Raw genomic sequence first — 26,729 nt, 5'->3', positions numbered from 1 at the left:
ATAGTATCTTTTACAATCTTTCGTTTCATTACGATGGATCACAAAAAAACACATTGAAAGTCTTTTTTTTACAAACTGAAATCACATTTTTTCGAATTAACCTTAAAAAAAATAAAAAACAAGCATTCGAAATCATAAGAAGAAATCAGTAACCCATCTCATCGCAGAGTGAATCAGGGAATAAGAAAAGCAGAGGATAAAGAACACCAATAGAATTGATGTTCAGGAAGAGTCCATCGTTTCCGCAGGCACAAATATAGTTAGAAAAAGTGGCTGATGATCTAAGCCATCACTTAATCAGCCACCCACATCAAATCAATACTTAGTTAGAACAAAAGTATAAGGCTGCCCACGCAATCCCTCAGTTGAAATGGAGAGTTGCCCTCCCGGCTGCATATGCACACGCTGCTGCGGATCATCGATAATTTTCCATGAGCCACTGAGCTCCATTTGCACAACGGATTGTAACTGTGTGGGATCGCTGACGCTGAACACACTTTTTTCTGACTGAGTTTGCCGCACTAACGCTAACGCATTCTCTGTCGTCACTCCCGCAATCTGCACTTTTCCTTCACCCCAGCTAGCCAAAGCAAGCTGCTGTGTTTGCGGCTGGAAAACAGCATGCGCCAGATGGTCAGCTTGTAAAATCTGTATATCCGGGGCGAGAAGATAGGCTTCAAGTTGCTGTTTCGAGACTCCCGCTAACAGCACATACTGATAACCCGCCAACGCCTTTTTATGCAGTAACGTCGTTGATAAGGTATATCCACTGACCGGTTGCTGACTTTTACCAATCACCGACCAGTTAGTGACTGTTTTCGCGGGTTCCAATAAGACTTCAGGTTGTTGTGGAAACCAAAAACCCACATCCGCGCCCTTGTCATTCCCTGCGATATGTAAACTATGCAGCTTCTGTGTCAGAGGTTTTCCTTTCAGATCGACAGATTTTCCATTGAGGTATAGGAGATTACTGCCATCACTGAGTAATTTACGGTTATCTGCCACAGTACCTATGCGTTGATGCTCATCACCTTCAATGTCAGAGCCTATTGCCACCAGTTTTCCTGAAAATAAAAACCAGGATTTTTTCGCCCGTAATGAATCATCAAAGTTAAAAAATTGCATACCCGCAACAGCAACATCATTCAATGTTGCAGCACCCGCCCAGCGAATATGCGTATTGCGATTTTTACCCACCCGGCTGCCAATACGCTTTTTGTTCACGCAATCAGCAAGTGTACGATCCAGATAAGTTGTTGTTCCAGCAATACGATAAGGGTTGATCACTGGCCAGTAATCAGTGTATTGCGTCAGATCCGCATCATACAAATAAGTTGCTCCATCACCCGTCAGCCAGCCATGACGATTTTCATCATTCATACATTCAAAATTACCGGTACGGTATGAATGCCACGCCAGAGCGAATGCATGATTTGGTGTACGTTGTACCAGACGATCCATTGCCGGATAAAAGACAGTGTCGACGGGGTCATCTGCTGGGGTGATCTGTGGATCATTCAGTAAGGTTTTCGCCTGATAATAGAGCGCTAAATCCGGCTGGGCATGGAGAAAATCGCGAGTCGTATCCGCTAAGAGTTCCCGTTTAATCGCCGCAGCCAATGCTTGCCGTTCAGATTCTGGAGCCGCAGGCAAAAAACGTAACATAGATGCCAGCACAGCATGCCCTTCTGCATGGTTTTGACGTTCCACGCGCGAGATTGCACGTCCACTCACCATATCCATCATCTGCCCACGATAAATCAGCGGCAAAAATGATTTATGTAGTGTGGTATAGATCCCTTTCATGCGCGGATCATTAACCGGCCATGCCGATCCCGCCATTAATGCCATAACACGACCCACCCCCTCCAGTAATACGTTACCGTAAGTGCCACTGTAAGGAATATCTTCATGCTGGATAAACGAATGATCAACATAAAAACCATCACCTTGAGTCACGATATTCATCACATCAGGTAAGGCTGCTAATGCCTGGCGAATTTCGGTTTCATTTTGATCTAAAATACCGCGCACCAATACGACCTGAACCATATCGGTACGATTACCACCGGTAGAAATCCGCCGGTGTGGGTTAGTCGAGGCTTTCGCACCTTGTGAAATACCACTTTGCGTTGCTGATGGAGAAAAATAGCGACTGGCAGCACAATATGCCGTGATTTGTTGCTGACTGAGATGTGGGTAAGTCAATGCGATCACATCATTCAATAACTTCGGAATGCCGATCTCCCACGGCCACCAATTGCCATATTCCATCGCATCTGGATGGTAATAATACGTGGTCAAGAAATCGAGACTGCTGACAATCGCTTGCATCGTTTCAGGTTGCTGGAATAATTCACCAGGCAAATGATAAGCGCGCGCTAATACCAATAAACGGCGGAATGAAGTACGCAGATTTTCGCCTAATAGCACTTTATCTGCGTTATCTAAAGGTACATCCTCCCACAACGTGGTGCGATCGGCGGCTGTCAGTAACGTTTGCTGATAGTGCTGAGCTTCTTTCTGAATACGCGCAATTTCCTCCTGCTGATTCTCATCAAACACTTGCGCCGGTACACCGATATGCGATGTTTGCCAACGCTGCGCCAGCAAATCAAACTGTGGTGCCAATTCCTGTGCCATGGCTGAGAATCCCCAGGCCATCATTGTTCCTGCAACAACGACGCCCACCAGACAACTCCCTGAGATCTTTTTATGCATATGCCGTTTATTCTCCCTCATGAATAACCTGTTACCTCAATTCATCTCTTGTACATTCGATATCGGATAACATCATCAAAAAAGTTGAGTACAGACCGAATATTGAAACAAAAAGAAAGACAACATCAAGACATCGAAAGTAAACGAAATGACAATGTGAAATCAGTGCGACAAGTCATAGTTTTGATATTAGATGTCACTGCGGGGGACTCATGTTGAAGGTGTCGTCCGACATATGTGTTTCCTGTTGCGAGAGAGTGTCAGCGCAGAGTGACACCGCTGACTTGCTTACGCTAATGCGACAGAGCCATAAAACTCTTATTATCAGTTAACTTATACAGTTTTTTCTTGAGTTGATTTTTTGAATGATAAATATGGCTGTCGAGCGGAAATATATGGTAATCATCCTAAGTTAGAGACTGAAAAACAAATCCTAATCGTCTCTTGTCTTCATGAGTGGCTATGTTATATACGTGATATTTGCCAAAACAAAGATTAATCTGATGAAATATAACGCAGCCACTCATTATGATATTGCTTTTATTAATTATATATAAAGTTTATATTTAATAACTATTTACATGGGGGTCAGAAATTGTATTGCAACCCAACACGATAACGAGTTTGCCTTTCATCGGAGTTATTTTTAACTGCAACATTTCCAACTTCAGCGTATGGCGTGAAAGACTTATTTAATTTCCAGGATAACGCCACATTATGTTCATAATTTGTTTTCTTATTGTCATATTTTATTTGATTACTATCCATCCAGGTAAAATTATATCCTAAGTTTAATTTATCAAAAGTATATCCTATGTAAGTATCAAATCTGTTGGTTTTCTCGTCATCATTATTATACGCAGTTTTTCTCGCATAATCATAACGATAACGACCAGCGATATAAACTCCCGAATCAAGATTGTACTGAACCTTTAAATAAGGCTTATAAATTGAAGTATCCTGTCCACTCTCAAATATAAATCCGGGTTGTAAAGTTATGCGGTCAGTAATTTTATAGTTGTAACTTGCCCCAAGTTCTATTGCGTTTGTTACCAAGTCGCTTAAATATTTATCCTGCTCACCATCTACGCCACCGGACTTAACACTAGCATCGACATAAAAACCAATGCCGTTAGGTAAGGTTTCAATAATAGCAATACGATCTTTATTAATTCTTGTTCTGTCAGCATACTCGTGACGGTAGTCGAGGGTCGCCGCCTGTAGAGATGATGAAAATACCATTAATGAGGCTATACACTGGAGATATTTGTTGAATTTCATAAAAATAATCCTTTTATTAATTAATTTTATTTATTGTATTTGAAAATTTATTGCATTAATAAATTTCCATCACGTATAGTAAAGGTAGTTATTGACGAGACGGGTTTCCCTTGAACATCTTCACCACCAATAAGGAAAATCTCATCGCCGTAATTCACTGACACACCATAGCCAAGGGGTTGTTTCATTTTACCCATATATTTCCATTGTCCATTTATCAGGCCATAAATCTCATCGCGCCATTTTTTACTTATTCCTTCATGAGAATAATATTTTCCATTGATATAATTTTGTTTTGCCCCCGGGAAGTTTGCTCCGCCTGCAACAAGTACAACACCATGACTGTATCCAGAAAATGCACCAGCCAGACCCTCCTGATACTTTTCACCCGGAGGTGGCGATAAATGACTATTTTTAAGCCAAGTTAACTTTCCATTATTCCATATAGCATGATAAACGATATCAGTACGCAAGCCCGGCTTAAGTTCACCATTAATAATCATTAGTTGATTATTTTCAGCTACTGATGCTGAACCAGCCATTCCCGCTCCAGGCAATTCCCCAGCATTTTCCCACTTATTTTCCTTTGCGTTGTAAATAAATGTGATTTTATTAAAAAAATAATCTTTATCTGGCTTATTAAAGTAGCTATCAATTACTTTTTGTTTTTCTTTAATATCATTACTGTTGGTTTCCAAATCTATAAAATACTTATCAAAGATATGTTCATTAACACCTCCAGTGATAAGTATCATCTCTTCGTTTAATTTTATTCCTGTATGCCCCGTCAACCCGACTGGAGATATAGTATCAATTTTTTTCCATGTGTTATTTTTTGGCGAGTATTTGTACACATCACTAAAAACCTGCAATGTTGACTCATTATTTTCTTTTCCTACACCACCAAAAACATACAGTTCACCATCTAAAAATGCCGACACCGATTGTTCACGGGCACGGCCAGGAAAGGATTCAATACGCTCCCATACGTTGTCTTTGTTTTTTAAATCGATTTTGTACCAGGCTGTTCCAGCAGAACCCATACCGACATAAATCACGCCATTTTTATCAACCGCCCCGGTACCATTTTTTAATGGTTCAGGAATATCAGGTAACATTGTCGCATACCCTAATTTGGCAATACCAATCGATAAACAAAATGCAATCATCATCTTCTTGGACTTTTTCATCTGTATCCCTATACGAGTAAATACCAGAAAGGAGTTTAGCTTCATTATTAATGATTAGATGGTGTTAAACTTCAATAACAATAATTATAAAATGTGACCAAGCTCTGAAAATGGTTTCATAATGTTATTACATACATGTCGAGGGCATAGGAGGGGTCAGTCTTGATATCGAAAATTAATGTACTGTAAGGGCTTCCCCAGCATGTCAACGCCGGTGTTTACGGTTTCTGTCTGCACTACAGTAAAAAATAAAGGGGAGAGACTGCGGTACTATAAACGGCCATGATGAATCGTCATCGATTCGGCTCTGATGAAAGATGCACATGAGGCTCTTGTTCATCAGTAAAGCCGACATATCACCACCAAAATAGAGTAAACGCTACTGGCTGCGCTCTGCTATGCCGAAAGGCATCTGCTAGCGCCTGCCCTGCTGCGTTTGGTGCGCGGCGTCATTTTTACTTGTGAAAGTGACGCCGCAGCACGAACCCACTTCAGCCTTAGAGATACGCAACTTCACACAAAAATCATGCATCTGACACACATGTTCTACGTCGGGCTGACCATTTTTTACAGGAGAGTTGAACTGATACCGAGGCTGGCCACAACGGCCTAAGTGAATAGACCCCAGTTTCCTAGACGGTTGCGTGCCTCATGAACCAGGCACTTTCATAAACTGCAGGTGGTTGATCTTCACAGGCACTGTGACGCCGTTTAGCATTATAAAACATCTCTACATAATCGAAGATATCCGCCTTCGCTTCTTCTCTATTTTTATAGATCCGTTTCTTTATGCGTTCTCGTTTTAGCAACTGAAAAAAGCTTTCAGCCACCGCGTTATCATGGCAATTACCTCGGCGACTCATGCTGCTTTTTAAATTGTGAGCGGTCATAAAATGCTGACATCTTTCGCTCGTATATTGCGAGCCCTGATCCGAATGGATTAGTACTTTTGCCGTTGGTTTACGTCGCCACACTGCCATCAACAACGCGTCCATCACCAGCTCTGCTGTCATTCGCCCCCCCATACTCCAGCCGATAACCCGACGCGAGAAAAGATCGAGAACAACGGCCAGATACAACCATCCCTCATGCGTTCTGATATAGGTCATGTCACTCACCCAATGCGTATTGGGGGTAGGAACAATGAACTGGCGTTCAAGGTAATTAGGGTTGGCAACTGATGTTTTTCCGCCGCCGTAATAGCGGCGTTTCCGATATCCGGTTTGAGAAGCCAACTCTGCAAGCCTCATTAGGCGCGCGATCCTGTTACGCCCAGCTCGCTCACCCAAGTCTTTCATGTCGAGCCAGATTTTTCGATAACCATAAACCGTACCACTTTCAAGCCACAGTTGTTTAATGAGGCCTGTTTGGCGCTCATCTTGCCTGGCGCGCAGAGATTGAGGCCGTTTTAGCCACTGGTAATAACCGCTGTAATGGAGGCCAAGAACCAGACACAACCGGCGTACCGCATAAAAGGTCGACATTTTTTTAATGAAGGCGTACTTCAGCCTGACGTTCTTGCAAAGTACGCGGCGGCCTTTTTTAAAATATCTCGCTCTTCAGTCACCCGCTTAAGTTCTTGCCTGAGGCGCTTTACTTCGTGCTGGAGGGCATCGTCCTGCTTGCGCTGTGGTTCGGGTTTTTGGTAACGCTTGATCCATGCGTAAAGGCTATTGGTGGAAACACCAAGTCGTGCCGCAACCTCAGAAACAGGGTATCCCTGCTCGTTAATCTGTTTTACAGCTTCAATTTTGAATTCTTCAGTGAACGTTTTGACTGACATAAACACTCCTTCATTAGGCCTCCATTATGAGGCAAAAAAGTGTCTACGAAACCCGGGTCTATTCAATCAGTATACATTTTGGGGTTTTGGTATACAGACGCTTACCCGAAATGGCGCATCAACAAGGTTCTGCCGCTAGAGTAGCGGAGCCGGGGTGAAAAGAGGGGTCGCACTATTACCCACTGGTCTAGTTCCGAAAGGCGGCGTATGCCAGAGTGCGTGAGGTTATACAGGGTGCTGAGTCTTGGACTTGCATAACCAATACCCAATAGTGAGTTATCATGTTTTGCAAAAGGCTTACTCCGGTGAGTATTTTTTAAAGCAGAGTAGCTCATATCGCCGATCCAAGCAGGGGCCCAGAGAAGAGGTTTAATAAAACATATATAACAAAACAAGAAGTTAAGAAGAAAAAACAACTAAGAAACAAAAACCTTCCTGTCTTGATACTTCAGCTTAATCCCCACCCGAAACACCCAACCAATACAACAAAAGCTACCGGAAAAATTGTCGCGCGAAAAAGTGGGTCTCCTAGGTTTGCCAGCCCCCCTCTCAGGCATTGCGTCCGAAAATTTCCGCAGCTGCTCAACAATCCTTATAGAGGCGGCAAGTAATTACCATATCGCCTCTTATGCTCTAAAGAGAACTACCACTTTTCGCTGAGTCCTGCGGACCTGGATTGCATTGTTCTTTTGTTCCCGGGAGATAAAAATTGCCGTTCTCATCAGGGTCAGTTCCTCCCGGACATCCTGCTCGCCCCGGTGAATTGTCAGAACTGCCTCCGTCCGAGCCATTTCCTCCGTCAGCACCAGCTTTACCAGACTGGCCCATATACCCACCATTTCCGCCATCCCCGCCTTTACCTCCAGCACCACCATTTCCGGCACTGGCAGAAAAAGAAAACAGTGCGAAAATGCAGACCAAAAAGTGCTTACCCATGTGTGAACCTCCCTAAATATCCGCAGCCCATATCTATACACAATATACTGCGCGACAGCATGAAATGGGTTTCAACCAGCGCGTCAGTAGTGGGTAGCGATCGTTATATCAGGCCGCGCGGTGCCGATGTCTGCATTCCTTACAGCCTTGTCTTCGCCAGCCATTCTATGAGAGCGCCGCGAATTCTGCACCATGATTCCACTACCTTCTATAAAAAACTCGCCAGAGGGCTTCCCAGCGCGTCTGAGAGGTCTTACTGCTTTTGCTTACGGATGACTGTCTGATTAGCAGTAGCTTCATGGCCCAGTCCGGTTTACTTTATTGCTATCAACCAAGAGCCGCCCAGAGGCGACACGGAGATAACGCTTGAAAACCATCGAAATACTGCAATACACCTTACGCAAAGGCAGCGGTGCCACTTTTCACGCCACCATGCAGGAAATCAGCGTTCCCCTACACCAACGCCACGGGATCGATGTTGTTTCGTTTGGTAACTCGCTACATGACCCGGATTGTTACTACCTTATTCGCGCCTTTGACAGTGCTGAAAGCATGACTGCGGTTCTCAATGCTTTTTATGCAAGCGATGACTGGCGCAGCGGCCCACGCGAAGACATTATTCGCAGCATTGGAACCAGCATTAAAACAGTGATGAATCTACCATCAGAAAGCGTGGAAGGGCTGCGGGTGCAATTGTAGGTCATCAAGTTTTACCAAACGCGTTTTGAGCATCTCCAAATTTCGCACTATAAATCTACAACCCTTAATAGAAAACGCGCCAGAATCGTTCTGAGCGCGTTAGATCAAGAAAGAGAGTCAGGCTGTTGCGGTTCTTTTCGCGATTTCTTGTTGTGCTTCATTCGCAGGCTGTTACCCGTAGCGGAAGTTAGATCGCTATTACTAAACTTACGGACAATGACCTTGATACTGCGAAGATATAACGTTTTTTTGGCATATATCAAATTATTGGACCATAAAACTATCGCAACACATACAAATAATAGAGTATTTTTTATTCGTAAAGTCTGTATGAGAAAAACTGGCATAGATATAATCACTCGGGGTTACTACTATGGTGCAACGCATTGACTTACTTAGAGACTACGGAATTTTCAGAAATTACATCAAAACTGATGCAAAAGATTTTGGAAGGCTTAATTTAATATACGGCTGGAATGGAAGCGGAAAATCAACATTATCATCGCTTTTTGAACAGATAGAAAACCGTCAGAACACTAGATACCCTAATTCAACCTTTTCTATAAAAACCTTCGAACAAGGAACGATAACAAAAGATAACATTTCCGCAAATAATTTAAATCTGAAAGTCTTCAATCAAAGCTTCATAAACAAAAACATTGACTGGAATAATTCAGTAAAAAGTATTTTATTGATAGCTCAGGAAAAAATTGAAGAGAAGAAAAAATTAGAAGAATTGAGAGCATCTTTTGATAAAAAAACAAAAGAGTATGTTAGACGAAAAACAGCGAATGACAAACTTACAGAAGAACTTCAAAAGTTCCTAACGGATGCAGCTAAGAGAACTAAAACCAGCTTGCAAGTCATTGATACCAGTGACTCAAGATTTTTAAGTTATAACAGAACAAAACTTGAAAACTTCATCACATCAAATGTTGACCAAATAAAAAAGGCTGATTCAATCCTAGATATAAATGAAGTGGCAAGTCTAACTAAAGCAGCAAATCCCACACAAAAACCGGCAATTACAACCAAAACTCCGAGCGTAGATTCTTCCCTACTAAAAAAAGCACAAGATAGGTTAAATGAACTATTCAAACAATCAGTAACAAATAAAGTTATTGAGAGTTTGAAAAACAATCAAGATATACAATCTTGGGTTTTTAGTGGGTTGAATTTAAATCTAGGCAGTGATAGTTGTCATTTTTGCGGGAACAAGATATCACAAGAGCGAATCGATGAATTAAACGCACACTTTAATGATGAATACAGAAAGTTCTCAGAAACCCTAGACAAAGCTAAAACATGGTTAGCAAGCCAATTCATTGTGTTAGTAAACAACAGTGATATTGATATTTATGACGAACATAAAGATCTTCTAAAAGAAAAGTCATCACTCCTTAAAGATGAGGCTGAAAAAAATAAACAGTTACATTAATGAATGGGAGAAAACATTAGATGAAAAAATAATAAACCCTTTCAACATTGATCTCTTTGCCGTTGAAATACCAAATTCATTATTTGTTAACTTCAATCAAACCGCAACCGAAATTAATAAGATAATAGAGTTACATAATAAAAAATGCAAAGACTTTAAAGAGGAAACTAATAAGGTAAAATCTAAACTTGAGTCACATTATGCGGCATCGGAGGTAAACGCGTTCGATTACTTCAAGAAAATATCAAACCGCGACGCGGAAACAAAAAATTTACTGACAAACGATAATGACCTAAAAGGAATAAAAGCAGAAATAAAATCCATTGAAGATTCGTTATCAAATGAAACCATAGCAGCAGATATTTTCAATAAACATCTACACGGTTTTCTTGGTCGCTCAGAATTATCTCTCCAATTTAATAAAGAAAAAAATGGATACGAAATACTCAGAGATAACCAAATTGGACATGCACCTAATCTTAGCGAGGGTGAAAAAACTGCTATAGCTTTAATTTACTTTATTACAAAACTAACAGAGATTGATAATAAAATATCCGACAGTATCATTGTTTTCGATGATCCCGTTTCGAGTTTTGACTCAAACCATCTATTTCATTCATATTCATTTATAAAGACGTATTGTAATGACGCAAAGCAGCTTTTTTTACTAACTCATAACTTTACGTTTTTCAAGTTAGCTCGCGACTGGTTCAATACAAACAATAGAAACAGAAAAAGAAAAGAAAAAATTGAAAACGCATTTTTTTATACTATTGAACCCAATGCTGTTACACCTCGATCATCTGCAATATGTAATGCTGACGCAAGTTTAATTGATTATAACTCAGAATATCATTATATTTTTGACACTTTGTATAAGCATAAAGAACATCCTAGACTAACTCGTGAGCAGGCATTCTTAACAGCAAATCTATCTCGTAAATTGTTAGAGTCATTTTTAAACTTCAAATATCCAAAACATAGATCGGATTTATCACAACTAATGGATGTTGCCGCAAAAAATTGTGTTGTCTTTGATAGTAATAAAAAAGAAAAGGTTTATCGTTTCATTAACAAATATTCTCACAGTGCTGTTATCGAAATGAATGAAGATATTGCTGAAAATTTAATAGGTGAAGGCACAAACGTAATCGGAGACATCTTTTTGTGGATAGAAGAAGTTGACAAAGTTCATTATGATGAAATGGTAAGTGTTTGTCAGAAAAACTGATAGCTGCATCCTCCAATTATTATGGGGGATGCGATTTTATAAAAAACGAATTAAATCAGCAAGCTAAAAAAATCACTAAAACTTATTTTTATTGATTAAGATCTCGTTCTTTATTATTTCTTTTAATTCGTAGTGCATCTGCTACCGCATCTATACCATCTACGCAAATAAATGGAGCAACTTCCGGTAGCCCTAGCGTAACGCTCTCAAGAACAGCATAGAGAGCTGCTGGTGGATGATCTTTGCTATACCGGTTCTCTGTCTCACCAGAATTTTTGGACGTAAAAAAGTCAATCTCCTAGGATTGAAAGCCTCCCTCTCAAGCATTGCGTTTAAAAGCTTTGGCTTCGGCAAACCCATCCTTATAGTAAGGATGGACCACCATTTGTTATCTGCATTGTTTATCTTCAGGATGAAATTCTGGGAAGGCTTTTTTATGTGAACCAATACCAAAAAACAGAGAGGCAACCCCCAGAACGATCAGCATAACAAATCCAGATGTCTTGAGAATAAAGCGGGAAAAAGGATGCGCCCACTCTCTTTCCATCCACCACTCCTCAAACTCAATACGAACCAAATAGAGCTGTTTATGTTTTTGCGTGCTGATCCACTGTTTATGCTTCATGCATCCTCCAATGCCTGTTCGAACTTGATGTCACTATGCTGATGAGGAATACACGGTTAAATATGCTCATCTCGTAAAACTTCGCCAGCCGCTCTATGAAAACGCCACAAATTTCGCACAATATTATTACTACTATTGACACTAAACGCGGCAGAAGGCTTTCTGGTGCGTTTAAGCATCACTCGAATGAATAGTCACAGGCTTATTCCGATTGTTGACCTCTCTTTCTTCGTAGCGCATCTCTAACAGCATCCAACCCATCAGGAATGTTGAATTTAGCTATCTCAGGCAACAAAAAATCAATTTTCTCCACGACTTCAATCATATGGATCGGTTTGAGGTCTTTGCTATATCGCACTTCCGTTTCCGTTTCGCCGCGCACATGCCCGACTAGCTGCGCACGTAGTTCCGGGCTGACGCCCTTCTCTTTAAGTAAGGTTGAGACGGAGTGGCGGAACGAGTGAAAAGACTTGGCTCTGTTCCTCTCAATTTTCAATCGACGCGCCAGTAGCGATTCATTGAACCATGCGGAAACTGGCCTGCCATAGCCTTTGGTTTTATGCGGCTTAAGCTCGGGGAAGAGACGGATATACCCGGCATTTTTTAGGGCCTTAACGTAGTCGATAAAACCGAGACTAATCAGTTTGGAATGGATCGGAATCTTGCGGCGAGCATTAGCATTTTTTAGTTTCTTTCCGCTTTCGCTATCGCTTTCAAGGTTCAAATAATAGACGCCATCGTCTGCCAGAACATCATCCAACAGTAACTGAGCGATTTCATTAACTCGCGCGCCCGTAATCAAACCCAGCAAAGGTGCCCAGTAATGAAACGGGCAATATTGATGGAATCGCCTTTGCGCATTACGTTCTCCAGTCCCAGCAACAAACCAAGGTAACGAGAAAACCGCCTGAATCTCATGCGATTCGAAAACGTCAGTGTGATCCTGGTCTCGCTCGTCTTTATCGTCACGGGGGAAAAAGTTTTCGCATGGCGATTTCAGTAGCTTCCCATCATCAACAGCCCACTTCATTGCGCCATAGAGACCGTTGATATACTTCCTGACGGATTCCTCAGTCATCAACTTATCGCCACATTCCGCCGCCTTAACGATTAACTCATCCAACGTTTTCACCCCATATTTAGCTTTCACCAAATTGCGGTTTGCCGGGATTGTGCGCAACTTGCTCTCGTAAGCCCGAAAGAAGTCACGATCAAGCTTTTCAAGCTGAATATCACCCATCGTTTCAATCATAAAGGCAAAGTAGTTGCGGATATCACTAATCGCTGACTCCGACACTTTGCCCTTACTTCGATGTTTTACATACTCAGAACATAACCACGAAAGGTTCTTGGCGTAATGTTTACGGTGAACATACTCGTTAGTAATAGCGGGAGCAGTAAAAGGCGCAGCGTGAGAAACGCTAATCGCTGGTGGTGTGCTCTTAGCCAGCCAATCAAGTCTGAGACTTTCTGCATGGACTTTATTGATCAACAGCGTATCGGGTTTAATTACCGGGCAACTGGAGGTGAAAAACCAACCGCCTTTAGCTTCGCTTCCAACAGTTTTGAACACCGAAGCTTCTGAATACCCGTCGCTTATAATGTTACGTAAATGCGCTGGTTGCGCAGTGAGTTGCAGATAGCCTTTAGCAACCCCCTCGATACCCTGCTTTTCGCCATAATTAAGAACGTAACTGCCATCAAGCGGGTCTAGCTCAGCCTCAGAGAGAGCTGCAACATAAAAGCCAGCCTGCCCCGTCGACAGCCAGAACACGGGCAGATTGCGGTTCATCACCGCCTGGATTAACTGAGCAACAGGCAGCTCGATTGACTGAGCAAAGTTTGAAAACGAGATCATACCCTCACTAGCAAGCAGCGGGGCGCAGTCACTTAAAGTTCGATAATCCAATTGTTCATACTCTTGTAAGGTCTGATACCAGACCGCCAACAGGAGCGCGGACTTCTGCTTTGCTTTATGAAGATCGTGTGTGCCTGTTGAAGTGTGAATCTCACACTGCCCTGCATATCGACGAAAACGTTGAGGAACGGTAATGCGCACGACATAAATGCCGCTGCTTCGACGATAGAGGTTTTTACGCTGTGACATCGCTCGTATACCCTTTTGTAGGAGGGCTACGCGATATTGAAGTTCAAAAACAAAAAAATCCTTACAAAATAAGGATTTAATTGATTTTGGTGCCGAAGGCCGGAATCGAACCGGCATGCCTCGCGGCGGTTGATTTTGAATCAACTGCGTCTACCGATTTCGCCACTTCGGCACTGAAGTAGTATGCGGAGAACGAGGTGAATTATACTTACCTATGATCCGCATGCAACTGTTATTACACCGCCTTTGGTTCAAGTGCCGAAAAAAACACCGCTATCGCCGTTTTAGTAGCATATAGATGCTGATCAACAGGAAAAGCATACTCGGCAGTAAGGCTCCAAGTACCGGTGGAATTTTGTATACCAGGCTGAGTGGTCCAAAAATCTGATCCAGTACATAGAAGATAAAACCGAAACATATCCCAGTAACAACCCTGACACCCATAGGAACACTACGCAATGGCCCAAAGATGAACGACAGCGCCATCAGCATCATCACCGCAACCGAAAGCGGGGCAAATATCTTACTCCACATATTAAGCTGGTAACGGCTGGATTCTTGCCCACTCTGTTGCAGATATTTAATATAGTTATGCAGTCCACTGATAGATAGCGAGTCTGGATTCATGGCCACCACACCCAGTTTATCTGGCGTTAGATTGGTATTCCATTCTCCAGTCAAGGTCTGGGAGCCGGTAATTTGCTTAGGATCGCTCAAGTTGGATTCATCAACCTGTGACAGTTTCCATCGATTATCTTCGAAGGTTGCCGTCGCAGCATAACGCACGGATTGCAGACGATCGGCATCATCAAAATGATAGATATTGATGCCAGTCAATTCATTCTCACCAGAGACTCGCTGAATATAAATAAAATCAGATCCGTCTTTAGCCCACAATCCACGTTTAGTCGACAGCAACGAGCCGCCATACATCTTTTGCGCCCGGAAATCACGCGCCATCTGTTCGCCCTGCGGCGCAACCCATTCACCGATAGCCATAGTCAGCAGCACTAAAGGAATAGCCGTTTTCATGACGGCGGCGGCGATTTGCATCCGGGTAAAGCCCGAAGCTTGCATCACCACCAGCTCGCTGCGGGTTGCCAATGTGCCTAAACCAAGCAGTGCGCCAAGCAGTGCCGCCATCGGGAAGAAGAGTTCAATATCTTTAGGCACGCTGAGCAAAGTATACATACCCGCGCTCATCGCAGAATAGTCACCCTGCCCCACTTTTCGTAGCTGCTCAACAAATTTGATAATGCTTGATAGAGACACCAACATAAACAGCGTCATCAAAATAGTATTGAGAATGGTGCGTCCGATATAACGGTCTAATACGCCAAACATCAGGCTATCCCTCTCAAACGTGCTCGTAATTTACGGGCGGCCAAGCTATCCCACAAGTTGAGGACAAGTGCCAACGCCAGATAAGCGCCGTTAACGACCCAAATCCAGACCATCGGATCCAGCTTGCCTTTAGCGCCATTCGAACGCAGAGAACTTTGTAGCAGGAAGAAAATAAGATAGAGCAACATTGCTGGCAGCATGCTGAGTACCCTGCCCTGACGCGGGTTGACCACGCTCAGTGGAACCACCAGCATTGCCATGATGACAACAGAAACGATGAGCGTAAGCCGCCAGTGGAATTCCGCGCGCGCATCTTGCTCGCTAGAATGCCAGAGTGCAGCCATCGACATCTGCTCAACAATATTATTGTCTTGCTGGGCGACCTGGTGACCAATGACGGCCTGATAATCGGTAAAATCAGTAATACGGAAATCTCGCAGTAATGCCGTACCTTCATAGCGAGTGCCTTGATTCAACAACACCACTTGCGAACCATCAGGACGCTCAGCCATATGACCTTTATCAGCCACCACCACGGAGGGACGCTGATTATCACTAGGGCGAAGTTGCGCCAAGAAGACCCGCTGGAATTCTTTGCCGCTCACACTGCCAACAAACAGTACCGCGTTGCCGTCCTGTGACGATTGGAACTGACCTTCAACCAGCGCAGCCAGGCTCGGGTTGGCTCGGGCATCATTAAGGACTTCATCCTGATGTTTGGATGACCAAGGGCCCAGCCAGATAGCGTTAACCGCAGCCAGTCCTGAAGTGAGCATAGACAGAATCAATGCTGCAATAATCAGCGGCCGCTTACCTAGCCCACAGGCATGCATAACGGTGATTTCACTCTCCGTATACAGTTTGCCATAGGTCATCAATAAGCCGAGAAATAGACTCAACGGCAGAATAAGCTGGGCCATTTCCGGCACGCCTAATCCGAGGAGGGATAAAACCAAATTTGTCGGAATCTCACCATCAACGGCGGCACCTAACACCCGTACTAATTTCTGACTGAAAAAGATCAATAGCAGGATGAATAGGATCGCGATTTGACTCTTGAGTGTTTCCCGTACCAGATATCTAATGATGATCACGCTAATACGCCTGTGAAAACTTGTCTTTTTGCAGGAAAATCGATAGTTTCATCGTTAATCCGCCATTTATTCTCATCATATGGCAACCTTCACAGCTAAAATAGCATTACAGCATCTAGTGTTTAGGTGTCCTATAGGAACATGCTTATAGTCGCCAAAACAAAACAACTTATGCCGTTAAGGTTAACACACGTCGTTAACACAACGGAGAGAGATCGTTGCGGAGCGCTACATTCTAACGGTAGCTCCCGCCTTTGTCTTTAAGATTCAGGAGAGTGCATGGAGTTCAGTGTAAAGAGCGGCAGCCCGGAAAAACAGCGCAGTGCCTGTATTGTAGTCGGCGTTTTTGAACCTCGCCGTCTATCCCCGATCGCCGAACAACTCGACAAAATTAGTGATGGATACATCAGCGCATTATTGCGCCGCGGTGAACTTGAAGGCAAAGTGGGTCAGACGTTATTACTGCACCATGTGCCTAATATTCTCTCCGAGCGAATCCTGTTAATTGGCTGTGGCAAAGAGCGCGAGCTCGATGAACGCCAGTATAAACAAGTGATCCAAAACACCATCAATACGCTTAATGATACAGGTTCAATGGAAGCGGTCTGTTTCCTGACCGAACTCCACGTTAAAGGCCGCAATACCTATTGGAAAGTGCGCCAGGCGGTGGAAACAGCCAAAGAAGCGCTCTATACCTTCGATCAGCTTAAAAGTAATAAAGTTGAGCCACGCCGCCCACTGCGTAAAATGGTCTTCAACGTGCCAACCCGCCGCGAACTGACCAGCGGTGAACGCGCGATTCAGCATGGTCTGGCTGTGGCCTCAGGAATTAAAGCAGCCAAAGATCTGGGCAATATGCCGCCTAATATCTGTAATGCCGCTTATCTGGCCTCTCAGGCTCGCCAATTGGCCGATGCATTCAGCAAAAACATCATCACCCGCGTGATCGGTGAACAGCAGATGAAAGAGCTGGGTATGCATTCCTATCTGGCAGTGGGACAAGGTTCGAAAAACGAATCCCTGATGTCGGTGATTGAATATAAAGGTAATCCAAATCCAGATGCCAAGCCAATTGTGTTGGTTGGTAAAGGTCTAACCTTCGACTCCGGCGGTATCTCCATCAAGCCTGCCGAAGGCATGGACGAAATGAAGTATGACATGTGTGGTGCCGCTACCGTATACGGCGTGATGCGTGTTGTCGCCGAATTGCAGCTACCACTTAACGTGATCGGCGTGCTTGCGGGCTGTGAAAACATGCCGGGTGGCCAGGCTTATCGCCCAGGCGACGTACTGACGACCATGTCAGGGCAAACGGTCGAAGTGCTGAATACCGATGCGGAAGGCCGTTTGGTATTGTGTGATACCCTGACTTACGTTGAGCGTTTCGATCCAGAACTGGTCATTGATATTGCGACGTTAACTGGCGCTTGCGTCGTGGCGCTGGGTCACCACATTACCGGATTGATGTCGAACCACAATCCATTAGCTCACGAGTTGATTGGGGCTTCCGAGCAGGCCGGTGACCGTGCATGGCGCTTGCCGCTGGGCGACGAATACTACGAGCAACTGGATTCCAACTTTGCCGATATGGCAAACATTGGTGGCCGCGCGGGTGGTGCGATTACTGCTGGCTGCTTCCTGTCTCGTTTTACCCGCAAATATACCTGGGCGCATCTGGATATTGCCGGTACTGCATGGCGCTCCGGGAAAAATAAAGGCGCGACGGGTCGTCCGGTTGCTATGCTGTCGCAGTTCTTGCTGAACCGCGCAGGTCTGAACGGCGACGATTAATCGTTTGATAGATACCCGAACGCATTGGAGTTGCAGCGAATCTTTGCAGCGCCAAATACATCAGGGTATATACCGAGTTATCTTAAGGGCACACGTTGTGCCCTTAACGTCGTAGAGAGCCTATGAAAAACGCAACCTTCTATCTTCTCGATCACGATCAATCCTCCGGCGAGCTGCGGGCCCACGAAGCCTTGGCGTGCGATCTGGCGGCTGAGCGCTGGCGGGCAGGCAAACGGGTGCTGATTGCATGTGAAAGTCGGGAACAGGCTCAACGTCTGGACGAAGCCTTATGGCAACGAGCGCCGGAACAATTTGTACCGCATAATTTGGCTGGTGAAGGGCCAAAATATGGCGCACCGGTAGAACTGGCCTGGCCGGAAAAGCGTGGAAATTCACCGCGCGACCTGCTAATTAGCCTGCTACCTGAGTTCGCAGGTTTTGCCACCGCTTTCCATGAAGTGATAGACTTCGTTCCTTACGAAGAAACTTTGAAACAGTTGGCGCGCGACCGATATAAGTCATATCGCAGCGTCGGCTTCCATTTGACTACGGCTACGCCGCCAACTCATTGAACAAATAAATAAAATGGAAAAGACAAACAACTCCCTCGACAAGACATACAGTCCGCTTGAGATTGAGCAACCGCTCTACGAACACTGGGAAAAGCAGGGTTACTTTAAGCCGAACGGCGATACCAGCAAAGAAAGCTACTGCATCATGATCCCGCCGCCAAACGTTACTGGCAGCCTGCATATGGGACATGCTTTCCAGCAAACCATCATGGATACCCTGATCCGTTACCAGCGGATGCAAGGGAAAAATACCCTGTGGCAAGCGGGTACTGATCACGCCGGTATCGCAACCCAAATGGTGGTTGAGCGTAAAATTGCGGCTGAAGAAGGCAAAACTCGTCACGATTATGGTCGTGATGCCTTCATTGACAAAATCTGGCAGTGGAAAGGGGAATCTGGCGGCACTATCACCCGCCAAATGCGCCGTCTGGGCAACTCTGTCGATTGGGAGCGCGAACGTTTCACGATGGACGATGGTCTGTCCAATGCAGTGAAAGAAGTGTTTGTCCGTCTGCACAAAGAAGATCTGATCTACCGTGGCAAACGTCTGGTTAACTGGGATCCTAAACTGCGCACGGCGATCTCGGATCTGGAAGTAGAAAACCGTGAGTCCAAAGGTTCCATGTGGCACCTGCGTTATCCGTTGGCTGACGGTGCGAAAACGGCTGAAGGTAAAGATTATCTGGTTGTGGCTACCACCCGTCCAGAAACGGTGCTGGGTGATACCGGCGTCGCAGTCAACCCGGAAGATCCGCGCTATAAAGATCTGATCGGCAAAGAGGTGATCTTGCCGTTGGTAGGTCGCCGTATTCCAATCCTCGGTGATGAACACGCCGATATGGAAAAAGGCACCGGCTGCGTAAAAATCACTCCAGCTCATGATTTTAATGACTATGAAGTGGGTAAACGTCACGCTCTACCGATGATCAATATTCTGACCTTCGACGGTGATATCCGTAGCGAAGCCGAAGTGTTTGATACCCATGGCGAAGCAACCGAGGTATGCAGCGGCGCGATTCCTGCACAGTTCCAGGGTCTGGAGCGCTTTGCCGCCCGTAAAGCCGTGGTAGCCGAGTTTGAGGCACTGGGTCTGTTGGAAGCAATCAAACCGCACGATCTGACCGTTCCTTACGGTGACCGTGGTGGCGTGGTTATCGAACCGATGCTGACCGATCAATGGTACGTGCGCACCGCGCCGCTGGCTAAAGTGGCGATTGAAGCGGTCGAAAACGGCGAGATTCAATTCGTACCGAAACAATACGAAAACATGTACTACTCATGGATGCGTGACATTCAGGATTGGTGCATTTCGCGTCAGCTATGGTGGGGTCACCGTATTCCAGCATGGTATGACGAAGCGGGTAAAGTCTACGTTGGACGTGATGAAGCAGAAGTGCGTCGCGAGAACCATCTGGCTGCCGATGTGGCATTGCGTCAGGATGAAGACGTCCTGGATACCTGGTTCTCTTCCGGTCTGTGGACTTTCTCTACTCTGGGTTGGCCAGAACAGACTGAAGCGCTGAAAACCTTCCACCCAACCAGCGTCGTTGTCAGTGGTTTCGATATCATTTTCTTCTGGATTGCTCGCATGATCATGCTGACCATGCACTTTATGAAAGATGAAAATGGCAAGCCGCAAGTCCCGTTTAAAACCGTCTATATGACAGGTCTGATCCGCGATGACGAAGGGCAGAAAATGTCCAAGTCAAAAGGTAACGTAATCGATCCTCTGGATATGGTCGACGGTATCTCACTGGAAGATCTGCTGGAAAAACGAACCGGTAACATGATGCAGCCACAGTTGGCTGAGAAAATCCGCAAGCGCACCGAGAAACAGTTCCCGAACGGTATCGAACCACACGGCACTGACGCCCTGCGTTTCACTCTGGCAGCATTAGCCTCTACCGGTCGCGACATCAACTGGGATATGAAACGTTTAGAAGGTTACCGTAACTTCTGTAACAAACTGTGGAACGCCAGCCGTTTCGTATTGATGAACACCGAAGATCAAGATTGTGGTCAGAACGGCGGTGAAATGGTGCTGTCACTGGCTGATCGCTGGATTCTGGCTGAATTTAACCAAACCGTGAAAGCCTACCGTGAAGCCTTAGATACTTACCGCTTCGATTTGGCCGCAGGTATTCTGTATGAATTTACCTGGAACCAATTCTGTGACTGGTATCTGGAACTGACTAAACCGGTGATGAACAACGGTTCAGAAGCGGAGCTGCGCGGAACGCGTAACACTCTGATTAATGTGCTGGAAGCCCTGCTGCGACTGGCTCACCCCATCATTCCTTACATCACGGAAACCATCTGGCAGCGCGTGAAAAGCCTGAAAGGTATCACTGCAGACACCATTATGCTGCAACCTTTCCCGGAATATAACGCCAGTCAGGTCGATGAAAAAGCCCTGAGTGATTTGGAATGGATTAAGCAAACGATCATTGCTGTCCGTAATATTCGTGCAGAAATGAATATTGCGCCGGGTAAACCGCTGGAAGTGTTGCTGCGCAGCGCCAATGCCGAGGCTCAACGCCGCGTGCTGGAAAATCAGAGTTTTATTCAGTCACTGGCTCGTCTCTCGTCGATCACTGTGCTACCTGAAGGAGAGAAAGGGCCACTGTCTGTCACTAAACTGGTTGAAGGCGCGGAAGTGCTGATCCCAATGGCTGGTTTGATCGATAAAGCTTCCGAGCTGGATCGTCTGGCCAAGGAAGTTGCCAAACTCGACGCTGAAATCGAGCGTATCGAAGGCAAACTGAGTAACGAAGGTTTCGTGGCGCGCGCGCCTGAAGCCGTTGTGGCTAAAGAGCGTGAGAGAATGGCAGCCTGCGCCGAAGCGAAGGTGAAATTAATTGAACAACAGGCCACTATCGCGGCGTTGTAAATTAATCGGATAATAAGCGCAAGCAATACCCAACAGCGTTCAACATGCAGGAAAGTGGCCAACGAAAGTCACCTGCAATTTGCAACATAATGGGATAACCGCGGGTCATGATAATTATTCACTATCATGACCCGCTGCTTTTTAGCATTGCATTAATCCGCAGTTAGATGGTATTACAGTTTATTACGGGTTCGCTGTGCTGGATTCCTGTTCTCAGAAAACGCTTTCCTACTTATTTTGCCGAGTAATCACGCTATGACCACAGCAACTTCCCTGCGACTTCTGGTTCGTCCAATCACGGCAGAAGACAATTTCGCCATCGCCAATGTTATCCGCGATGTTTCAGCCGAATTCGGCCTGACTGCGGATAAAGGCTATACCGTTTCCGATCCAAATCTGGACCATTTATATGAACTGTACAGCCAGCCACGCAGTGCGTATTGGATTATTGAGGTTGATGGTCGTATTGCCGGTGGCGGTGGCGTAGCCCCGTTGTCATGCGGCGAAGCCGATGTATGCGAATTACAGAAAATGTATTTTCTGCCCATCTTGCGTGGTCAAGGTTTAGCAAAACGGCTGGCATTACAGGCGCTGGAGTTTGCCCGTCAACAGGATTTCACCCGCTGCTATCTGGAAACAACAGCCAGCTTGACCCGTGCGGTGGCCTTATATGAAAAACTGGGTTTCGAGCATATTGATGGGCCGATGGGCACTACTGGCCATGTAGATTGTGAAGTCACCATGTTAAAAGTGTTGTAGTCGCCGCAATGAGTTAACCCATTAAAAAAACCCGCACTGTAGAAAGTGCGGGCTTATGAGACCAAACGAAAAATACCGATCAAACATCAGATTAATGGCGTTTTCCGTCATCATCTTCATCAATCAGTTCTTCGTCATCAAGCTCGCCATCTTCGTCATCTTCGCCGTCAGGATCTTCATAATAAGTCCCCCAGCCGTCATAGTTGACGCCACAGGTTTCAGCCAGCGCAACCAACTGTTCAACTTGAGAATCAATCAGTTCAGCATTCAAAGCCACTTCACTAATCACATCGCAGCACATGACCACTGAGCCATCTTCCACTTCCAGCTCTTCCGCATCAGTAACTTCATAGCCCAGTTTGAAGGCTTCTACTGCCGCTTTCTCCAAGACTTCAAATTTTTCAGAAGAAAGGTGATGTTCGATAGTGTACAGCGCGTCAGGATCGCTGCCATCTTCCAGTAATTCTTCGATGATCAGGCGGGTTTCGTCACGTTGTTCATCCAGTTTTTCGCGGTTTGCCATGCCTTTATCCTCAGTCAATGGGCGTTATATTCTGTCATTTTCCCACACCACCGCCAATGCCTCCACTATAAACGATAAAGATTTATCTTTTATAGTTGCAATTGAATATTTATACGTATAAGTTGAATTTAAATTCAATTAGACTTTTTCTGAATGCATGGAGATAAGCGCTATGAGTCAGTTCTACAAACGTCACTTTTTGAGGTTACTGGATTTTACTCCCGCAGAGATTACCGCCCTGCTTGATTTAGCGATAGAACTTAAAAAATCCAAGAAATCAGGCACTGAGAAGCAGAAATTAGTAGGAAAAAATCTTGCGCTCATCTTCGAAAAAGACTCTACCCGTACCCGATGCTCTTTCGAAGTTGCCGCATATGATCAGGGCGCGCGTGTCACTTATCTCGGCTCCGGCGGTAGTCAAATTGGGCATAAAGAATCAATTAAGGATACCGCTCGAGTATTGGGTCGGATGTATGACGGTATTCAATACCGTGGCTATGGTCAGAAAGTGGTAGAAACATTGGCCGAGTTTGCCGGTGTTCCAGTATGGAATGGATTAACTGATGAATTCCATCCAACTCAATTACTGGCTGATTTGCTTACCATGCAGGAACATCTGCCGGAGAAAAAACTGAGTGATATGACTTTCGCCTATCTGGGTGATGCGCGTAACAATATGGGTAATACCATGTTGGAAGCCGCAGCCTTAGTCGGCATGGACTTGCGCCTGGTCGCCCCCAAAGCCTGCTGGCCAGATGCCCGGTTAGTCGCAGATTGTCAGGCTCTGGCGCAAAAAACCGGCGCTAAAATCACGTTGACCGAGGATATTGCTGAAGGGGTAAAAGACGCTGATTTCCTTTATACCGATGTTTGGGTATCCATGGGGGAACCGAAAGAAGTCTGGAACGAGCGAGTGGCGTTACTGAAGCCTTATCAGATCAATATGAGCGTAGTGAAGCTTACCGGGAATCCACAGGTGAAGTTCTTGCACTGCCTGCCAGCTTTCCATGATGATCAGACTGTCTTGGGCAAGCAGATGGCCGAGCAATACAACCTACCTGGTGGAATGGAAGTGACCGAGGAAGTGTTTGAATCAGCGCACAGTATTGTCTTTGATCAGGCCGAAAATCGGTTACATACGATCAAGGCAGTGATGGTAGCCACACTCGCCGCCAACTAACACACTGTATTCACCGCCATTTTTATCACCACCTTTCACGCCTGCGCTTTCGCTCCGATCCATGGAGCGAAAGCACACGGGCGTATGCCGACGTTCTGCTAGAACGTTTCCACCATTTGATAAAAAATCCACTAAAAAATGTAAATTTGTGACCGACTGTTCAGGGAATAAACCTAAAGAATATTTCCTTGTCCCAGGTCAAACAAGTCAGCTATCACTTCCATCAAAACCCATATATAGTGCTAATCAAAAGCAAAATACCTATATGTAGTAGTTATCCACAATTTCATCCACATTGCTCCGCAGCCCTGTCTGGCTGCGGGATTGCCTTGTGGATAACATTGTGCAACGGAAAACAGGAGTCACATCGTGAAACCAGTAGTGATTAAACGGGACGGTTGTCAGGTACCTTTTGATGAGGTGCGCATTAAAGAAGCCGTGGAACGAGCAGCATTAGCTGTTGACGTTGTGGACGCGGATTATTGTGCAACCGTCGCCCGCGTGGTCGCTCAAAAAATGGAAAAACTGGCGCAGGTGGATATCCGTGAAATTCAAGAAGCGGTAGAAAACCAACTGATGGCGGGTGACTATAAACAACTGGCGCGTGCCTATATCGAATACCGCCACGATCGCGATGTGTCCCGTGAGTTACGCGGTCGCCTAAACCAAGAGATCCGGGGTTTGGTCGAGCAAAGCAATATGGCTCTGCTCAATGAAAATGCCAATAAAGACAGCAAAGTGATTCCTACCCAACGGGATTTGCTGGCCGGTATTGTGGCCAAACACTACGCCAAACAGCATATTTTGCCACGCGATGTGGTACTGGCTCACGAACGCGGCGAAATTCACTACCACGATCTGGATTACTCGCCCTTCTTCCCGATGTTCAACTGTATGTTGATTGATTTGGATGGCATGTTGACCCAGGGTTTCAAAATGGGTAACGCCGAAATTGAACCGCCAAAATCCATTTCCACTGCGACAGCGGTGACAGCTCAAATTATCGCGCAGGTGGCCAGCCATATTTATGGCGGCACCACGATTAACCGCATTGATGAAATACTCGCGCCTTTCGTCACTGAAAGTTTTAAAAAAAATCAGAAAGTTGCCGAAGAATGGCAGATTCCCGATGCCCGAGGCTATGCCATGGCGCGCACCGAAAAAGAATGTTACGACGCTTTCCAGTCACTGGAATATGAAGTCAACACGTTGCATACCGCTAATGGACAGACTCCCTTTGTAACCTTCGGTTTCGGTTTGGGAACCTGCTGGGAATCCCGCATGATTCAGGAAGCGATTTTGCGTAATCGCATTGCCGGTTTAGGCAAAAACCGCAAAACGGCCGTGTTCCCTAAATTGGTATTTGCCATCCGCGATGGTCTGAATCATAAATTGGGTGATCCGAATTACGATATCAAACAACTGGCTCTGGAATGTGCTACTAAGCGCATGTATCCGGATATTCTCAATTACGATCAGGTGGTTAAAGTCACTGGTTCGTTTAAAACGCCAATGGGTTGCCGTAGCTTCCTTGGGGTTTATGAAGAGAATGGCAAGCAGATTCACGATGGTCGCAACAACCTTGGCGTGATTAGCCTGAACCTGCCACGTATTGCGTTGGAATCACAGGGCGATGAAAACCGCTTCTGGCTGTTGCTGGATGAACGTTTATTGCTGGCGAAAAAAGCGCTGATGACACGTATTGCACGTTTGGAAGGCATCAAGGCTCGGGTTGCACCTATTTTATATATGGAAGGTGCCTGCGGGGTACGCCTGCAAGCCGATGATAATATTTCGGAGATATTCAAGAATGGCCGAGCGTCAATTTCACTTGGCTATATTGGTATCCACGAAACGGTCAATGCGCTGTTTGGCAATCAAACCCATGTTTTTGATGATCAACAGCTACGTGAGAAAGCCATCGCCATCGTGTCACGCCTGAAAGATGCCACCGATAGCTGGAAAGATGAAACTGGCTATGCTTTTAGCCTATACAGCACGCCAAGTGAAAACTTGTGTGACCGTTTCTGCCGTCTGGATACGGCCGAATTTGGTATTGTCCCTGGCGTCACAGATAAAGGTTACTACACCAACAGCTTCCATTTAGACGTAGAGAAAAAGGTTAATCCATACGACAAACTGGATTTTGAAGCCCCTTATCCTCCTCTGGCTAACGGCGGTTTTATTTGCTACGGCGAATACCCTAATCTCCAGCACAACTTGAAAGCCCTTGAAGATGTTTGGGATTATAGCTACCACCGCGTGCCTTACTATGGGACTAACACGCCGATAGATGAATGCTACGAATGTGGCTTCACTGGCGAGTTTTCCTGTACCAGCAAAGGCTTTACCTGCCCAAAATGTGGTAACCATGAACCTTCCAAAGTTTCGGTTACCCGTCGAGTGTGTGGCTACCTTGGAAGCCCGGATGCACGCCCATTCAACGCGGGTAAGCAGGAAGAAGTGAAACGTCGGGTCAAGCATCTGGCTAGCGGCCAATTGGGCTAATCCGGTTAGCTTTTACCGTCTCAGGGCGTGAAATGGGTCGCCCTGAGAACCTAATCC

Annotated in this window: 19 protein-coding genes and 1 tRNA gene; 9 read left to right on the top strand and 11 right to left on the bottom strand. The window is 45.3% G+C overall.

Annotated elements, in window-relative coordinates:
- Positions 1-315 precede the first annotated feature (315 nt).
- From DJ39_RS05355 to DJ39_RS05330, 5 genes are all read right to left on the bottom strand, one after another.
- Positions 316-2,721, bottom strand: coding sequence for a polysaccharide lyase 8 family protein (locus DJ39_RS05355; RefSeq protein ID WP_004722807.1), 2,406 nt, complete (start codon positions 2,719-2,721; stop codon positions 316-318).
- Positions 2,722-3,309: 588 nt separating this feature from the next.
- Complete coding sequence (locus DJ39_RS05350) at positions 3,310-4,002, bottom strand: oligogalacturonate-specific porin KdgM family protein (RefSeq protein WP_038245321.1); 693 nt, start codon at positions 4,000-4,002, stop codon at positions 3,310-3,312.
- Between the two features lie 47 nt (positions 4,003-4,049).
- A complete protein-coding gene (locus tag DJ39_RS05345; RefSeq protein ID WP_038245380.1) occupies positions 4,050-5,204 on the bottom strand; it encodes an N-acetylneuraminate epimerase in 1,155 nt (384 codons plus the stop codon).
- 620 nt (positions 5,205-5,824) lie between these two features.
- Positions 5,825-6,975 (bottom strand): IS3 family transposase gene (locus tag DJ39_RS05340; RefSeq protein WP_087931031.1). Its coding sequence is split into 2 segments (ribosomal slippage): positions 5,825-6,738 and positions 6,738-6,975, totalling 1,152 coding nucleotides; the frame shifts between segments, so codons are not numbered across the junction.
- Between the two features lie 633 nt (positions 6,976-7,608).
- Positions 7,609-7,911 (bottom strand): hypothetical protein, encoded by a 303-nt coding sequence (locus tag DJ39_RS05330; RefSeq protein ID WP_071815380.1) that lies wholly within the window; start codon positions 7,909-7,911, stop codon positions 7,609-7,611.
- Positions 7,912-8,277: 366 nt separating this feature from the next.
- Here DJ39_RS05330 and DJ39_RS05325 point away from each other — a divergent pair, with 366 nt between their 5' ends.
- The 3 genes from DJ39_RS05325 to DJ39_RS18225 all read left to right on the top strand — a co-directional run bounded on the left by DJ39_RS05325 (position 8,278) and on the right by DJ39_RS18225 (position 11,279).
- Complete coding sequence (locus DJ39_RS05325; RefSeq protein WP_004720461.1) at positions 8,278-8,610, top strand: NIPSNAP family protein; 333 nt, start codon at positions 8,278-8,280, stop codon at positions 8,608-8,610.
- Positions 8,611-8,983: 373 nt separating this feature from the next.
- The gene (locus DJ39_RS18230; protein ID WP_004720459.1) at positions 8,984-10,048 is read left to right on the top strand and encodes an AAA family ATPase; all 1,065 of its coding nucleotides are present in this window, start codon (positions 8,984-8,986) and stop codon (positions 10,046-10,048) included.
- Positions 10,017-11,279 (top strand): AAA family ATPase, encoded by a 1,263-nt coding sequence (locus tag DJ39_RS18225; RefSeq protein ID WP_234055430.1) that lies wholly within the window; start codon positions 10,017-10,019, stop codon positions 11,277-11,279. The genes DJ39_RS18230 and DJ39_RS18225 overlap by 32 nt, the downstream gene beginning before the upstream one ends.
- 388 nt (positions 11,280-11,667) lie before the next feature.
- Here DJ39_RS18225 and DJ39_RS05315 read toward each other — a convergent pair whose 3' ends face one another.
- The 5 genes from DJ39_RS05315 to lptF form a co-directional block, all read right to left on the bottom strand.
- Positions 11,668-11,904, bottom strand: coding sequence for a hypothetical protein (locus tag DJ39_RS05315; RefSeq protein ID WP_004720456.1), 237 nt, complete (start codon positions 11,902-11,904; stop codon positions 11,668-11,670).
- Positions 11,905-12,106: 202 nt separating this feature from the next.
- Complete coding sequence (locus DJ39_RS05310) at positions 12,107-14,011, bottom strand: site-specific integrase (RefSeq protein WP_038251672.1); 1,905 nt, start codon at positions 14,009-14,011, stop codon at positions 12,107-12,109.
- An 87-nt stretch (positions 14,012-14,098) separates the two neighbouring features.
- Positions 14,099-14,183 (bottom strand) — tRNA-Leu (locus DJ39_RS05305).
- A 101-nt stretch (positions 14,184-14,284) separates the two neighbouring features.
- Complete coding sequence (lptG, locus tag DJ39_RS05300; protein WP_038241732.1) at positions 14,285-15,355, bottom strand: LPS export ABC transporter permease LptG; 1,071 nt, start codon at positions 15,353-15,355, stop codon at positions 14,285-14,287.
- Positions 15,355-16,449 carry an LPS export ABC transporter permease LptF gene (gene lptF / locus DJ39_RS05295; RefSeq protein WP_004720454.1) on the bottom strand — a complete coding sequence of 365 codons (1,095 nt, stop codon included), beginning with the start codon at positions 16,447-16,449 and terminating at the stop codon, positions 15,355-15,357. The genes lptG and lptF overlap by 1 nt, the downstream gene beginning before the upstream one ends.
- Before the next feature lie 279 nt (positions 16,450-16,728).
- On the opposite strand from lptF, the gene pepA reads away from it, so the two are divergent.
- The 4 genes from pepA (at position 16,729) to DJ39_RS05275 (ending at position 22,461) form a co-directional block, all read left to right on the top strand.
- A complete protein-coding gene (gene pepA / locus DJ39_RS05290) occupies positions 16,729-18,240 on the top strand; it encodes a leucyl aminopeptidase (RefSeq protein ID WP_004720452.1) in 1,512 nt (503 codons plus the stop codon).
- 122 nt (positions 18,241-18,362) lie between these two features.
- A complete protein-coding gene (locus DJ39_RS05285) occupies positions 18,363-18,812 on the top strand; it encodes a DNA polymerase III subunit chi (RefSeq protein WP_004720451.1) in 450 nt (149 codons plus the stop codon).
- 13 nt (positions 18,813-18,825) lie between these two features.
- Positions 18,826-21,702: a valine--tRNA ligase gene (locus DJ39_RS05280; RefSeq protein WP_004720449.1), complete on the top strand. Its 2,877-nt coding sequence runs from the start codon at positions 18,826-18,828 to the stop codon at positions 21,700-21,702.
- A gap of 255 nt (positions 21,703-21,957) precedes the next feature.
- Positions 21,958-22,461 carry a GNAT family N-acetyltransferase gene (locus tag DJ39_RS05275; RefSeq protein WP_004720447.1) on the top strand — a complete coding sequence of 168 codons (504 nt, stop codon included), beginning with the start codon at positions 21,958-21,960 and terminating at the stop codon, positions 22,459-22,461.
- Between the two features lie 91 nt (positions 22,462-22,552).
- Here DJ39_RS05275 and rraB read toward each other — a convergent pair whose 3' ends face one another.
- The gene (rraB, locus tag DJ39_RS05270) at positions 22,553-22,984 is read right to left on the bottom strand and encodes a ribonuclease E inhibitor RraB (protein WP_038241737.1); all 432 of its coding nucleotides are present in this window, start codon (positions 22,982-22,984) and stop codon (positions 22,553-22,555) included.
- Positions 22,985-23,156: 172 nt separating this feature from the next.
- On the opposite strand from rraB, the gene argF reads away from it, so the two are divergent.
- A complete protein-coding gene (gene argF, locus DJ39_RS05265) occupies positions 23,157-24,164 on the top strand; it encodes an ornithine carbamoyltransferase (RefSeq protein WP_004720443.1) in 1,008 nt (335 codons plus the stop codon).
- Positions 24,165-24,533: 369 nt separating this feature from the next.
- On the top strand, positions 24,534-26,672 hold the full coding sequence (gene nrdD, locus DJ39_RS05260) for an anaerobic ribonucleoside-triphosphate reductase (RefSeq protein ID WP_004720441.1): 2,139 nt from the start codon (positions 24,534-24,536) through the stop codon (positions 26,670-26,672).
- Positions 26,673-26,729 lie beyond the last annotated feature (57 nt).

It is taken from the genome of Yersinia ruckeri ATCC 29473, from assembly GCF_000754815.1.
Classification (GTDB): Bacteria; Pseudomonadota; Gammaproteobacteria; order Enterobacterales; family Enterobacteriaceae; genus Yersinia; species Yersinia ruckeri.
The sequence above is the reverse complement of the archived record's forward strand: the minus strand, read 5'-3'. Positions and strand labels throughout refer to the sequence as shown.